The sequence below is a fragment of the Photobacterium sp. genome (genome assembly GCF_057456235.1).
Window position 1 is genome coordinate 474,784 of record NZ_JBVCPH010000001.1, and the last position, 14,050, is coordinate 488,833.

Genomic DNA, 14,050 nt, shown 5'->3' on the forward strand with positions numbered 1-14,050 from the left:
TAACTATTGGGCTTTTTCTCTGTACCTCCGCTTATGCCTCAGAAGCAAAAATGGATACAAAAAAGCTCACGCAGTTTCTGAAAGAGCAGATTACGCTAGAAATTCAACTCTACGCCGAGCGGCACCGCTGGCAAGATCTCAGTACTAACCTTGATATCACCATACCGCTAACGGCTAAGTATTTACCACTCTGCCAGGTACCTCTGATCATCACAGCCAGTGATCAACAAAGCATGCCGGTCGGCAACCTGAAAAGACAGGTTGAATGCAATAGCCAAGATCAGACGTGGGTGCTGAATGCCACCATCAGAGCCGCCATTAGGCTACCTGTTGTCGTGGCAACAACCACGATCAACAGGAAGACCAAAATTACTGCCTCGATGCTAAGAATGCAGGAGTTACACTTAACCAAGGCCAAAACATTCACTACACAATTTAGCGACGTCATTGGCAAACGGGTCAAACGAAGAATTCGTTCTGGTCAGCTCATTAATCCCGCACAGCTACAGCAACTGTGGCTGGTAGAAAAAGGGGATGAAGTCGTCATTATCGCCAGCAAAAACGGCATGCAAGCCAGTATGAAAGGGATCGCTCAGGATAACGGGGTGAAAGGCGAACAAATCGATGTCCGCAATAGCAGTTCATCGAAGATCATTCGTACAATCGTCGCCAGCCGCGGAAAAGTAGAAACTATTTTTTAATATTTTTCTTTACCTGTCGTTTTAATAAAGTAATGATATTTTTCGCGATGATGCAGCAGGATCAGGCAATGAAGATAGATAAAGTATTCGGCTCTCAGGTTCAGGCGACTCAGGCTAACCACTCTGAGCCAAAAGCACCGGAAACAAACGAGTCCAAAGGCAAAGTAAAACCCAACCCCCGTATTGATACAACGCTGATATCTCAAGCTCAAGCAGAGATGAACACGTTGCCAGATGTTGATATGGCCAAAGTGGAATCGGTCAAACAAGCACTGGCTCGTGGTGAACTCGACCTGGATATTGGTGCACTTTCTAGTGCCGTGATGCGCTTCCATACCGGTCACGAGTGAATACTACAATGAACAGACACCAAGCAATTAAGTTAGTGATACAAGGCATCCAGAATGATACCCGTCACTACCAGCTGCTTTATCGTTTAATGGTGAAGCAGCAGGCCAGCTACATCGATTTTAATGGCGAAGCGCTCGGTGCGCTGACGGAGCAACAGCAGCCTTTAATTGACCAATTGCATAAAAGTGCGCAGCAACGCAGTTTGCTCATGCAGCAGCTTGGCCTTAGCAATTCGAAACAAGGTATAACAACACTGTTCAATGTATTACCCGGCCAGCTGAAGCAACAAATGAACGAGTGTTGGTACACACTGGAAGCTCGGGTGAGATCTTGCCAGCAACTCAATCAGCTTAATGGCCACATTTCAGCATCCTACAGTGAGGTGCTGCAACAGCTGCAACAAGAGGAGAGCTATGGTGCTGGCCAACTGATGCAAAGCTAAGCCCTATGCTGACTATCCGATCCATTTATTTCGGCTGTTTATGGCAAAACCTGGTTTTCCCCCCCATACTCATTGCGATACTACTCTTCTCTGTCCCGGCTGACAGTGTAACTAACAGTGCCTACCATCGCGATAATTTCCATAATGATAATAATAGATTCAACAACAATAACTTTAACAACAAGGTCTTCAATAGAAAAGTCGCCCAGCATTACAATCAACTTTCACCACATACAGTACTTATCAATAAGCAGTTCGAACGCTATCAGCCAACCATTCAAAAAATCCTTTTCCAGTTAAAACAACATCAGTTACCCCAGAGCCTGATCTTAATCCCGATGCTGGAATCAGCCTTTAATCCTGAGGCAGTTTCTCCAGCCAAGGCCGCAGGTTTGTGGCAGCTAATGCCAGCAACCGCAAAACGGTTCGGGTTAAACGTTGACAAAATGAATGACGAGCGATTTGATATCAGCAAAAGTACCCAAGCTGCAATTAAATACCTAAGTTTCCTTTACAATAAGTTCGATCAGGATATCAAACTCACTTTAGCAGCCTATAACTCAGGGGAAGGAAGAGTTCAGCGAGCCCTCAGACAGCAAGTAGACAAACATTTTTCCGCCCTGCAATTACCGCAAGAAACGGTTAATTACGTGCACAAATTCTATGCCCTGCTGGATATTGTCGATGTTAAAGCGCTTAAACCGCCAGCGTCAGAGAGCAGTATTGCCCACGAGTTTGATGCCAAAGTCATCCCTCTGGTTTTGCGAGAACAGCGTTTACTGCTGGAGCTGTTTGAGCCTCGGAAAATCATCAACATGGAACCCGTTAAGCCTTTGGTGCCACTGTAGAAGTTCATAACGCACCCGCGGAACAAGCTTCCTGACTACTGACTGGATATTTTCCTTAGCAAACCGGTAAGGGAAGCCGAAGCTTCCCTTTATATGCATATACGCAGGTGACTAAATCAGTGAGCCGTCTTAGTGATTACGTATCCACTCATCCATGTCCGTTTTCAGGTTATCTGACTTAGTACCGAAGATAGCCTGAACCCCTCCCCCTGCAATAACGACCCCTGCTGCGCCTAATTTCTTCAGCTTATCCTGATCAACGTTATCGATGCTTGCAACTGAAACACGCAGACGTGTGATACATGCATCCAGACCGGTGATGTTGTCTTTACCACCAAATGCCATAACCAGCTCTTTCGCCATTTCAGTCCCAGTAAAGGCGATTGCAGCATCTTCCTCTTCCTCTTCACGGCCTGGCGTTTTCAGATCAAACTTGGCGATAACGGTACGGAACACGCTATAGTAGATAGCCGCGTAAATAAGGCCCACTAATGGGAATAACGCAATTTTCTCAGCGTTTGCAGAAAGAACCACAAAATCAATAAAACCATGCGAAAAAGACGTACCGTGCACCATGCCTAGCATGTTGGTCACGACAAATGCAGACCCCGCCAGCAACGCGTGAATTCCGTATAGCATTGGCGCCACAAACAAGAACGAAAATTCGATTGGCTCAGTAATTCCGGTCAGGAATGACGTCAGGGCCGCAGAGATCATGATCCCGCCCACTTTCGCCCGGTTTTCTGGTCTCGCTGAATGCCAGATAGCGATTGCTGCAGCCGGCAGGCCATACATCTTAAACATGTAACCACCCGCAAGCTGACCGAAGCCGTTACCAGTAATACGAGTTGCTTCGTTCGCTTCAAGATAGCAGGTCAGTACACCCGTACGTGCTTCACCCGCTGCATTGATACAGCTACCGGCTTCAAAGAAGAATGGGACATTCCAGATGTGGTGCAGACCAAACGGGATCAAAGAACGTTCAACAATACCGTAGATACCAAACGCAACCGTTGGATTCTGATCTGCGGCCCAATGAGAGAATAACTCAATTGCCCCACCGATTGGCGGCCAGATCACAGAAAGAACAACACCAAGACCAATTGCACAGAAGCCGGTCATGATAGGTACAAAACGTTTACCCGCAAAGAAACCGAGGTAATCCGGCAGCTGGATACGGAAAAACCGGTTAAAAGCCCATGCAGCCAAACCACCGACAAGGATACCACCGAGCACCCCGGTATCGATTTTCTCTGCCCCCATCACGCTGGCCATCACGCCCAGCGTTGCCGTCATGATACCGTAGCCAACGATAGCAGCCAGACCTGCAACACCGTCGTTGTGGGTAAAACCAAGTGCAACACCTACTGCAAACAATAGTGACATTTGACCAAATACGGAACCACCAGCTTGTTCCATAATCTGAGAAACAATTTCTGGCAGCCAGCTAAAGTTAGCGGCGCCAACCCCCAATAGAATACCGGCTACCGGCAGAACCGATACAGGCAACATAAGTGCCTTACCGACTTTCTGCAGGTTAGCAAAAAGGTTCTTAAACATATTGTGCTCCTGAGTGCGATGTTTTATTTAGAGATCAATATACGTGCAAGCGATATACCTTCGCAGTCATAATGCTAGCACTACTTTTCTCACTTATGTCATTGTTACTATAAAACATAGCCTTAAATATGAGCTGACAACCACCAAAACGCCACACGACAGTAAATAAAATGTCAAAATATAATCATGAAAGTCAATACACCCGGTTTGAAATCCGCCCGAAACCATCGTAAGACACTGTATTTAAATGTAAACTAACAAAAACTGGTAAGTAACCCAGTTGCTGGGGTGCCATGCAAATTTCTAGTGATTATTGCTCTATATTATTTATTTAAAATTTAATCACTAAATGTTGATAAATGCATTGAATGAAGAAGTGTCTCTAAATCAAAACACATCGACCAATTTTGGACAGAATAAATAAAAAAAGGAGCCTTAGCTCCTTTTTTATCATTCAATATTCTAACGCTCGGCTCGCGAAAAAAGTGTAAAGAAGTTATTGGTCGTGACCGCTTCAACCTCTTCAACCGATACCCCTTTTAATAATGCGATGTACTGTGCAACCTCCCGGACATAGGCTGGTTGGTTTTGTTTCCCTCGATACGGAATTGGTGCAAGATAAGGGGAATCCGTTTCAACCAGCAAGTGTTCGAGTGGCAAGTTACTCACAACATTTTTGAGTTCACTGGCCTTGTTGAACGTTACGATGCCTGAAATTGAGATGTAGAAACCTAACTCAATCGCTTCTTGTGCCATTTCCAGGCTTTCAGTAAAGCAATGCAACACACCGCCGCACTTTTGAGCGCCTTCTTCGCGTAAAATACGCATCGTATCTTCCCGCGCCATACGAGTATGAATGATCAATGGCTTATTAAGCTCTACCGCTAATTGCACATGCCGACGGAAAATGTCCTGCTGTTGCTGTGCAAGCTCCGGCTGATAGTGATAATCCAACCCTGTTTCGCCAATAGCCACAACACGTTCATGCTGTGCAAACACTTTCAACTGGTCAAAATCAAAACCTTCTTCAATATCCAGTGGGTGCACGCCGCAAGATGCGAACACATTTTCATGTGGTTCAATCATTGCCATCATGGCAGGAAAGCTTTGTAGCGTAACACCAACCGAAAGGAAGTAGTCGACACCACGTGCCTTGGCCTTAGCTAACACATCATCAATCCCTGTATGAAGCTGCTCGTAATCTAATTTGTCCAGGTGACAATGTGAATCAACTAACACTGTTATTTTCTCCTAAGAAACCGGTTAACCACTCAACAAGGAGCAGATCGGTATTTAATCCGCGTTGTTTTTCTAACATTCTATGTAATTCGTTAATCTTTCTTACCTGCTTTATTAAGACGGCAGGCGGCACAAGCCCGGCAACCGCTTGTACTTTGGCTAGAGACTCGCCGTGAACCAGATATTCACTGACCCCTTGCTGAAGTTTAATACAGTCAACCATAAAATAGCTTAGCCACTTTAAACTGGGGATCCCTTCGCTGGAACATAAACCAGCCACATCGTAGATGCCGATATAGGGAGGCTGTAAAAATGCCGCAAATGCATCGATCAGATTACCATGACGGATATCCAGCCCTTGCTCGACAAACTGCATAGTTGCCAGTGGCGCACCACTATTAAGACGGACCGCCTCTATCTTAATCGACCGCATTAACTGCTTTTCAACCCACCTCTTCACATCCTGCTCATCCGGTGTTGTCAAACGCCATTTGTTACAACGACTGACAATCGTCGGTAACAAACTATCAATCGACTGTGCCGTTAAAATAAACTGACAGCCCGAGGGCGGTTCTTCAAGGGTTTTCAATATCGCATTAGCGCCGGCTTCGCCCATCGCATCAGCGTGTTCAATCATGATCACCCTCTGACCAGCCAGTTGCGACGTTTCCATCGCCCACCGATTACATTGACGGACGGCATCAACCCCAATTTGCTTACCTTCTTGCTCTGGCTTCACAATATGAAAATCAGGGTGGGTCTCAGCCGCAAACAACTGGCAGCTATGGCAAATACCACAAGGCTCAGTATCGCAATTTTGGCACAACATCGTCTTCGCCAGCTGTTTGGCTAAAACCTCCCGTCCACTCCCTTTAGCAGAAAGCAGCAGTACCGCATGATGCAGACGCCCCTGCCCCAGCAATTGCTGCCAGTTGTGCCACAAAGATTGATGCCAGGGATAAAGCATATTATTGCTGCTCCAACCATCGAGTTAATGTCTGCGTTATATCCGCGGAGACAGCTTCAAGTGACTGACTCGCATCAATGACCAATACCGTCGGATCATTTTCCGACAATTCAAGAAAACGCGCACGGGTACGGTGAAAGAAATCAATGTTCATTTGCTCGATCCGGTCTAATTCGCCACGTCCTCTCGCACGCTCAAGGCCAAGCACGGGATCAATATCCATGTAGATAGTGAGATCAGGACGGAAATCACCCAGTACCATATCACGCAGGTTTTCCATCAGCGCTTTATCGAAGCCTCGGCCGCCCCCCTGATAAGCTTGCGATGACATATCATGACGATCACCGACAACCCAACGACCTTGGGCCAGGGCTGGCTTAATGACGTTATCAACTAACTGTATGCGTGCGGCATACAACAATAGCAGCTCTGCCATATCGGTTAACGGCTCATCAGGATGCCCTTCTTTGACCAACCTCCGCATTTGCTCGGCAAGTGGCGTACCGCCAGGCTCACGAGTTGATTCTGGATCATCAATGCCGTGTGCTGCCAGGGTTTTAATCACTTGATTAATAGCCGTGCTTTTACCCGCCCCTTCAAGGCCTTCGATTACAATAAATTTACCAGTCATTAGTTTCTTAACGTCTTTAAATAAGCTCGAACAGCGCGGTTATGCTCTGTGAGTGATTTCGAAAATTTATGGCCGCCTTTACCATCAGCCACAAAATACAGGTATGTACTTGTCTCGGGATTGACCGCCGCCAGCACAGAAGCCTTGCTCGGCATCGCTATCGGTGTCGGCGGTAAGCCAAAAATAGTGTAGGTATTATAAGGCGTTGGAGTGCGTAAATCCCTTCTACGGATGTTACCGTCATATTTATCGCCCATACCATAGATCACGGTAGGATCCGTTTGCAGCCGCATTCCTTTAACCAAACGGTTCATAAATACCGACGAAACTAATGTACGCTCTGAGTCTAGCGCCGTTTCTTTTTCGATAATGGATGCCATGATCAGGGCATCATAAGGTGACTTGAGCGGGATTTTCTTATCACGCGCCTGCCAGGCATCAGCCAGCAGAGCGGTCATTTGCCTATAAGCGCGCGTTAACAGTTCAAGATCCGAAGTGCCTTTGGTGTAATGATAGGTCTCAGGCAGCAGGTAACCTTCTAGTTTTTCGACATCGGCACCGATAGCTTTGGCAATCTCAGCTTCTGACATTCCTGCCGTTTTATATTCCAATGCCGGAGCCTGACTGAGCTGAGCCAGCCAGTCGACCAGGCGGTCACCTTCAACCAGTGTGATCACAAACTGGTGCTCTTTTCCTGACGCAATCACCGTAAGGGCATCACGTAAGCTCTGTGCCGGTAAAACTTGATAGGTTCCCGCTTTAATCTGAGTCAGCTGAGGCGCGATTCTACCTATCCAGCGCATCCACTGCGAAGGCGTGATCACTTCGGCATCGGCTAGCTGATTCAATAAACCACGAAAACTGGTCCCAGATTTAACCGTGATAAATACTTCCTGGTTGTTAATGACAGGCTGCTCCAGCGAGGCCTTAACTTGTTGGTATGACCAACCAACGGCTCCTGCGGCAATGACTCCCAGCACCACTACAACAATAAGCAACTTCTTCAACACGAATACAACCTCTTGTTCAATACACTGAACGCAGTACGCTCAGGAAAATCTCGATCATTAATTTTTGTTACAGACACTAACGCCATCAGGGCATTAGTAATAAAGACTTCCTCAGCGAGAAGCAATCCCTCAAGCGGCTTTTTGACAAACTCTACACAATATCCGGTACCTATAATCAGCTCAATGACATGGGCTCGCATTACGCCATGCACACCTGAGGCATCGAGCTCCGGGGTATAAATGGTTTTACCATTACGCCAGAAAATGTTCGAAGCCGTGGTTTCCGTGACATGCCCATTGACATCCAACACCACCGCATCTTGCCAACCGCGGCTTTCTGCCTCTCGTTTCAGCAATACCTGTTCAAGACGGTTCAGATGCTTAAGCCCGGCTAACATCGGTACCAGCCCCAGTCGTTGCTGGCTGACACCCAGTTCAATACCGTCTCGCTGCCACTGTGCGTAATGCTGCGGCCAGGCAAAATCAGATACGACAACCTGAGTATCATCACAGCCAATGCCACTGTAACCCCGGCCACCGACACCACGACTGATCAGTACCTTAACCACGCCTTTGTCAGAGTAGCTTGCCGCTCGCTGACGCACAAGTTGGGCCAGGATTGCCCAGTCGGGTTCTGTAATGTAAAGCGCCGAAACATTTTTTTGTAATCGCTGCAGATGTAGCGGCCATAATTGAGGCTTACCCTGGTCCACTAAAATAGTGGTGAAGCAACCATCACCATATTGCATCGCACGATCTGCAACCGGTACGGTTGTCTGTTCTCTGCCGTTGATCAGTACCATCCTGACGCCTTATCCATACTGCATATAAAAAAACGGCCCGGTACATGAGTATCGGGCCGTTCTATGATATCAGGTTATTATCAGATTTTCTTAAACAGTAACGAACCGTTTGTGCCGCCAAAACCAAAGGAGTTACACAGTGCGTACTCTAGGTTTACCTGGCGTGCTTCACCGGCAACGTAATCAAGATCACAACCTTCATCAGGGTTATCCAGGTTGATTGTTGGCGGTACCGCCTGATCAACAAGAGACATCACGGAAATAATCGCTTCAACAGAACCCGCGGCACCCAGCAGGTGACCGGTCATTGATTTGGTTGAAGAGACCAGGACATCATTCACTGCCGCACCCATAGCACGCTTGATACCAAGCGTTTCAGCAACGTCACCGGCAGGCGTTGACGTACCATGTGCATTGATATAACCGATCTTGTCGGCATTGATACCTGCATCGCGAAGGGTCGCTTCCATGGCCAGTGCGCCACCAGAACCGTCAGGTGTTGGTGATGTCATATGGTAAGCATCGCCACTCATACCAAAGCCGACAAGTTCAGCATAGATATTAGCGCCACGAGCTTTAGCATGTTCGTATTCTTCTACGACCATCATGCCGGCGCCATCGCCCAGAACAAAGCCGTCACGGTCTTTATCCCAAGGACGTGAAGCCGCTTGTGGGTCGTCATTGCGAGTCGACAACGCTTTAGCAGCAGCAAAGCCGCCCATACCGAGTTCAGTCGATGCTTTTTCAGCACCACCGGCCAGCATGACGTCTGCATCGCCATATGCAATCATACGTGCCGCATGGCCAATATTATGAAGACCAGTAGTACAAGCTGTAGAGATAGCGATGTTAGGACCACGGAAGCCATGCATGATAGACATGTGGCCCGCAATCATGTTTACGATTGTTGATGGAACAAAGAACGGGCTAATTTTGCGCGGACCTTTGTCCAAATATGCACGATGGTTTGATTCAATAAGACCAAGACCACCAATGCCTGAACCGATTGCGACACCAATACGGTGTGCGTTTTCTTCGGTCACTTCAATGCCAGAATCTTTAAATGCTTGCACGCCAGCAGCAATGCCATATTGGATGAATAAATCCATCTTACGAGCATCTTTCTTGGTCATGTATTCTTCAGGATTAAAGTCTTTTACCATTCCGGCAAATTGAGTAGCAAACAAGCTAGCATCAAAGTGCTCGATCGTACTGATACCACTGGTACCAGATAGTAAAGCCTTCCAAGAAGATTCAACCGAATTGCCAACAGGAGTTAGCATACCCATGCCAGTAACAACTACGCGACGTTTGGACACGATTAATTTCTCCGGGTATTGAGGGGGGTTAACAGATTTAAAAAAAAATCAGGCGGTCATGGTGACCGCCTGGGGGGTGTTCTTATTACTCAGAAGCGCTGTTTACGTAGTCGATTGCAGCTTGAACTGTAGTAATTTTCTCAGCTTCTTCGTCAGGAATCTCAGTATCGAATTCTTCTTCAAGAGCCATTACTAGTTCAACTGTATCTAGTGAATCAGCACCTAGATCGTCAACGAAAGAAGCTTCGTTTTTAACTTCTGCTTCGTCTACGCCTAGTTGCTCAATGATGATTTTTCTTACGCGATCTTCGATGTTGCTCATACTAATATATTTCCTTAAAACAAGAATTCGCTAATGCGATTTGCTGTAGTTTATTCATTACGGCAAAAGTTGCAAGACTCTCATTGCTGGTCAAACCACGATTTTGCCTTAAAACATGGTGAGTTTGACTTGCGTCATCAAGTATTGCAACTTTTTTGATTAAATCATGTACATGCCACCGTTAACATGCAGTGTTTCACCGGTTACATAAGCAGCATCTTCAGACGCCAAGAACGCGACTGCTGCTGCAATTTCACGCGGATCACCCAGGCGACCAGCTGGTACGTTAGCTAGTGTAGCAGCCCGCTGCTCATCATTCAGGGCTTTTGTCATATCCGTTTCGATAAAACCAGGCGCAACCGCATTCACTGTAATACCACGCGATGCGACTTCGCGCGCCATCGACTTGGTGAAACCAATCAGGCCGGCTTTCGCTGCTGCGTAGTTCGTCTGTCCTGCATTGCCCATGGTACCCACCACAGAGCCAATGCTGATAATACGACCGTGACGCTTTTTCATCATCGCACGCAGCACCGCTTTAGACAGGCGGAAAACAGATGTCAGGTTAGTATCAATGATATCTTGCCATTCGTCATCTTTCATACGCATAAGCAGATTGTCACGGGTAATACCGGCATTATTAACCAAAATATCAATATCGCCAAACTGTTCTTTAATCTGTTTTAGCGTATCAGCAATAGATTCAGGTGACGTGACGTTCAGGGCTAGGCCTTTACCGTTATCACCCAAATATACGCTGATGGCTTCTGCGCCACTCTCAGATGTTGCGGTACCAATAACGGTAGCGCCTCGCTCAACCAAAATTTCAGCGATCGCACGGCCGATACCGCGGCTAGCACCCGTTACCAGAGCAACTTTACCTTGCAGGCTCATTGTTATTCCTCTTTAGCTAATACTTAACTTAGCGGCTTCTAAATTAGCCGGATCATTGACAGCGGCACCGCTAAGTGCGCGATTAATACGTTTTGTAAGGCCCGTCAAGACTTTGCCGGGACCCATTTCAAATAGTTGTTCTATGCCTTCGCCAGCCATACGCTCGACAGATTCAGTCCAGCGAACCGGACCGTATAACTGCTTAACCAGTGCCAGCTTAATGGCTTCAGGAGCGGTCTCGGTCTGCACATCTGCATTGTTAATGACAGGAATAGACGGCATATTAAATTGAATGCTTTCTAACGCCACTGCCAGTTTCTCTGCCGCAGGCTTCATCAGCTCACAATGAGAAGGTACAGAAACCGGTAAAGGAAGTGCGCGCTTTGCGCCTGCTTCTTTACATAATACATTGGCACGCTCTACGGCTTCTTTATTACCGGCAATAACCACTTGGCCCGGAGAGTTAAAGTTAACCGGAGAAACAACCTGATCTTGCGCGGCTTCTGCACATGCTTTCGCAATAGCATCATTGTCCAGACCAATAATGGCCGACATTGCGCCGACACCTGCTGGTACGGCTTCCTGCATTAGCTGACCACGAAGTTCAACAAGCTTAACCGCTTCTTTGAAGTCGATAACGCCCGCACACACCAGTGCCGAATATTCGCCCAGGCTATGGCCTGCCAGTACTGCTGGCTGCTCACCGCCTTGTTCTTGCCATACACGCCAGATAGCAACAGAAGCAGTCAATAGCGCAGGCTGAGTACGGTGAGTCTGATTCAGATCTTCCGCGGGGCCGTTTTGAACCAATGCCCACAGGTCATAACCAAGAGCTTCAGATGCTTCAGCAAAAGTTTGCTTAACAACATCAAATTGCTCTGCCAGCTCAGCCAACATGCCGACCGCCTGAGAGCCCTGCCCAGGAAAAACAATCGCGAACTTAGACATTCGAGGATCCTTAATTTTTATTTTGTTAAAACTTAACTAATGCCGAGCCCCAGGTGAAACCGCCACCAAAAGCTTCCAGCAACAAGATCTGGCCACGCTGAATACGGCCATCACGCACCGCTTCATCAAGTGCCGTCGGTACCGTTGCTGCTGAAGTATTACCATGGCGGTCAAGGGTGACAACCACCTGATCCATGGACATAGACAGTTTTTTGGCTGTGGCCGAAATAATCCGCAAATTGGCTTGATGAGGGACTAACCAATCAAGCTCTGACTTATCCATATCATTAGCGGCTAACGTATTTTTCACTAAATTTGACAGCTGAGTAACGGCGACTTTAAACACTTCATTACCGGCCATATAGAGCCATTGGTCATCACTAAAGGGCTGCCCGTGTTCAGGCGTTGCCAGGCTTAGCAGGCCACCAAAATGACCATCAGCATGCAAGTGGGTCGAAATAATACCCGGCTCTTCACTCGCGCCCACAACCACAGCACCAGCAGCATCGCCAAACAGTATGATCGTTGCACGATCTTCCGGATCGCATTTATGTGACAGAGCATCAGCACCGATCACCAGCACATTTTTTGCCATCCCGGTCTTGATGTGCTGATCCGCAATGCTTAACGCATAAACAAAACCAGAACACGCGGCCGCAATATCGAATGCAGGGCAGCCCTTGATATCTAACATGCCCTGAACCTGACAGGCAGCAGACGGGAAAGAATGGCTGGCACTGGTCGTCGCGACAATAATAAGATCAATTTCTTCTTTATCAATACCCGCCATTTCGATAGCGTTTAAAGAAGCTTGATACCCCATTACGGCAACGGTTTCATCCGCCGCAGCAATACGCCGTTCACGAATCCCGGTACGAGCAACAATCCATTCGTCGCTGGTCTCGACCATCTGTTCTAAGTCGGCGTTAGAACGCACTTGGGCTGGCAGGTAGCTGCCTGTACCTAAAATTTTGCTATACATGAAGACTAATATGGCCTCTCGAGTAATACTTCTTCCAAACGGTCACTAATTTTTGTCGGTATTTGCCGCTTGATCTCGTGTACCGCTTCGCCAATGGCATTTGCGAAAGCGGAAATATCAGCACTTCCGTGGCTTTTGACCACAATACCGCGCAATCCTAACAGACTTGCACCATTGTACTGGTCGGGGTTCAACTGTTTGAGGCTAACAAATAGGTCACGAAACAACCATTTAGCCACTAAACGTTTAATTGGGTTGCTGGTGACGGCTTGCTTAAAACTATTGATAAATAAATTAGCAACGCCTTCACTGGTTTTCAGGCTGACATTGCCAACAAAACCATCACAGACAATTACATCCGCTTTTCCTGCGTATAATTGGTCACCTTCAATGTAGCCTATATAGTGGATATCTGGCGAGCTACTGAGCATTTCGGCACAGCGCTTAACCAGATCATTCCCTTTTATCTCTTCTTCACCGATATTGAGCAGCGCCACCCGGGGTTTCGACGGTAAACATTGCTCGGCGAGCACCGAGCCCATTACCGCAAATTGAAACAGAGTATCAGCATCGCAGGAGACATTTGCGCCAAGATCGAGCAACCAGGTCTTGTGCTGACTTTGAGTTGGGATAGCTGTCACTAATGCAGGCCGCTCAACGCCAGGCAACTGCTTTAGAGTATAGCGAGACAGCGCCATTAAAGCCCCGGTATTACCGGCACTGACACAGGCATCGGCATGGCCTTCTGCTACTGAGTCTAAGGCCATGCGCATGGAAGTACCTTGGCTACGGCGTAATGCTTGTGACGGACGAGTATCATTGGCGATAGTCTTTTCGCTATGAATAACGGTGATTCGAGGGTTGCCAGGTTGATTCAGGAGAGATAGCTGAGATGTGATCGCACTTTGATCACCATAGAGAATAATTTTTAGCTCCGGGTATTGTAACAGTGCCTGCACGGCGGCAGGCACTATTACATGAGGACCGAAATCCCCACCCATTGCATCAAGTGCAACGGTTAGACCAGTCAAGG

General features: G+C 47.4%; 16 protein-coding genes. 4 read left to right on the forward strand and 12 right to left on the reverse strand.

The window, feature by feature from the left end; all coding sequences use genetic code 11:
• The first annotated feature begins 50 nt into the window (after nucleotides 1-50).
• The 4 genes from flgA to AC2204_RS02090 all read left to right on the forward strand — a co-directional run bounded on the left by flgA (nucleotide 51) and on the right by AC2204_RS02090 (nucleotide 2,342).
• Nucleotides 51-701, forward strand: coding sequence for a flagellar basal body P-ring formation chaperone FlgA (gene flgA, locus AC2204_RS02075; protein WP_318923708.1), 651 nt, complete (start codon nucleotides 51-53; stop codon nucleotides 699-701).
• A 68-nt stretch (nucleotides 702-769) separates the two neighbouring features.
• Nucleotides 770-1,051: a flagellar biosynthesis anti-sigma factor FlgM gene (gene flgM, locus AC2204_RS02080; protein WP_318923710.1), complete on the forward strand. Its 282-nt coding sequence runs from the start codon at nucleotides 770-772 to the stop codon at nucleotides 1,049-1,051.
• An 8-nt stretch (nucleotides 1,052-1,059) separates the two neighbouring features.
• The gene (flgN, locus tag AC2204_RS02085; RefSeq protein ID WP_318923711.1) at nucleotides 1,060-1,494 is read left to right on the forward strand and encodes a flagellar export chaperone FlgN; all 435 of its coding nucleotides are present in this window, start codon (nucleotides 1,060-1,062) and stop codon (nucleotides 1,492-1,494) included.
• Nucleotides 1,495-1,499: 5 nt separating this feature from the next.
• The gene (locus AC2204_RS02090; RefSeq protein WP_318923713.1) at nucleotides 1,500-2,342 is read left to right on the forward strand and encodes a lytic transglycosylase domain-containing protein; all 843 of its coding nucleotides are present in this window, start codon (nucleotides 1,500-1,502) and stop codon (nucleotides 2,340-2,342) included.
• A gap of 129 nt (nucleotides 2,343-2,471) precedes the next feature.
• Here AC2204_RS02090 and ptsG read toward each other — a convergent pair whose 3' ends face one another.
• The 12 genes from ptsG to plsX form a co-directional block, all read right to left on the reverse strand.
• Nucleotides 2,472-3,902: a PTS glucose transporter subunit IIBC gene (gene ptsG / locus AC2204_RS02095; RefSeq protein WP_318923715.1), complete on the reverse strand. Its 1,431-nt coding sequence runs from the start codon at nucleotides 3,900-3,902 to the stop codon at nucleotides 2,472-2,474.
• A gap of 462 nt (nucleotides 3,903-4,364) precedes the next feature.
• Nucleotides 4,365-5,141, reverse strand: coding sequence for a TatD family hydrolase (locus AC2204_RS02100; RefSeq protein ID WP_318923716.1), 777 nt, complete (start codon nucleotides 5,139-5,141; stop codon nucleotides 4,365-4,367).
• Nucleotides 5,131-6,108 carry a DNA polymerase III subunit delta' gene (gene holB / locus AC2204_RS02105; protein WP_318923718.1) on the reverse strand — a complete coding sequence of 326 codons (978 nt, stop codon included), beginning with the start codon at nucleotides 6,106-6,108 and terminating at the stop codon, nucleotides 5,131-5,133. The genes AC2204_RS02100 and holB overlap by 11 nt, the downstream gene beginning before the upstream one ends.
• Before the next feature lies 1 nt (nucleotide 6,109).
• A complete protein-coding gene (gene tmk, locus AC2204_RS02110; RefSeq protein WP_318923719.1) occupies nucleotides 6,110-6,739 on the reverse strand; it encodes a dTMP kinase in 630 nt (209 codons plus the stop codon).
• Entirely contained in the window at nucleotides 6,739-7,749 is a 1,011-nt protein-coding gene (gene mltG, locus AC2204_RS02115) for an endolytic transglycosylase MltG (RefSeq protein ID WP_318923721.1), read from the reverse strand. The genes tmk and mltG overlap by 1 nt, the downstream gene beginning before the upstream one ends.
• Entirely contained in the window at nucleotides 7,743-8,552 is an 810-nt protein-coding gene (gene pabC, locus AC2204_RS02120; RefSeq protein ID WP_318923723.1) for an aminodeoxychorismate lyase, read from the reverse strand. The genes mltG and pabC overlap by 7 nt, the downstream gene beginning before the upstream one ends.
• Nucleotides 8,553-8,632: 80 nt before the next feature.
• Nucleotides 8,633-9,871 (reverse strand): beta-ketoacyl-ACP synthase II, encoded by a 1,239-nt coding sequence (gene fabF / locus AC2204_RS02125; protein ID WP_318923725.1) that lies wholly within the window; start codon nucleotides 9,869-9,871, stop codon nucleotides 8,633-8,635.
• A gap of 85 nt (nucleotides 9,872-9,956) precedes the next feature.
• A complete protein-coding gene (gene acpP / locus AC2204_RS02130) occupies nucleotides 9,957-10,193 on the reverse strand; it encodes an acyl carrier protein (RefSeq protein ID WP_107253049.1) in 237 nt (78 codons plus the stop codon).
• Nucleotides 10,194-10,352: 159 nt separating this feature from the next.
• Nucleotides 10,353-11,087, reverse strand: a complete 735-nt coding sequence (fabG, locus tag AC2204_RS02135; protein ID WP_318923728.1) for a 3-oxoacyl-ACP reductase FabG — start codon at nucleotides 11,085-11,087, stop codon at nucleotides 10,353-10,355.
• A gap of 12 nt (nucleotides 11,088-11,099) precedes the next feature.
• Nucleotides 11,100-12,035 carry an ACP S-malonyltransferase gene (gene fabD, locus AC2204_RS02140; protein WP_318923729.1) on the reverse strand — a complete coding sequence of 312 codons (936 nt, stop codon included), beginning with the start codon at nucleotides 12,033-12,035 and terminating at the stop codon, nucleotides 11,100-11,102.
• A 25-nt stretch (nucleotides 12,036-12,060) separates the two neighbouring features.
• Nucleotides 12,061-13,017: a beta-ketoacyl-ACP synthase III gene (locus AC2204_RS02145; RefSeq protein WP_318923731.1), complete on the reverse strand. Its 957-nt coding sequence runs from the start codon at nucleotides 13,015-13,017 to the stop codon at nucleotides 12,061-12,063.
• A gap of 5 nt (nucleotides 13,018-13,022) precedes the next feature.
• On the reverse strand, nucleotides 13,023-14,048 hold the full coding sequence (gene plsX / locus AC2204_RS02150) for a phosphate acyltransferase PlsX (protein WP_318923733.1): 1,026 nt from the start codon (nucleotides 14,046-14,048) through the stop codon (nucleotides 13,023-13,025).
• Nucleotides 14,049-14,050 lie beyond the last annotated feature (2 nt).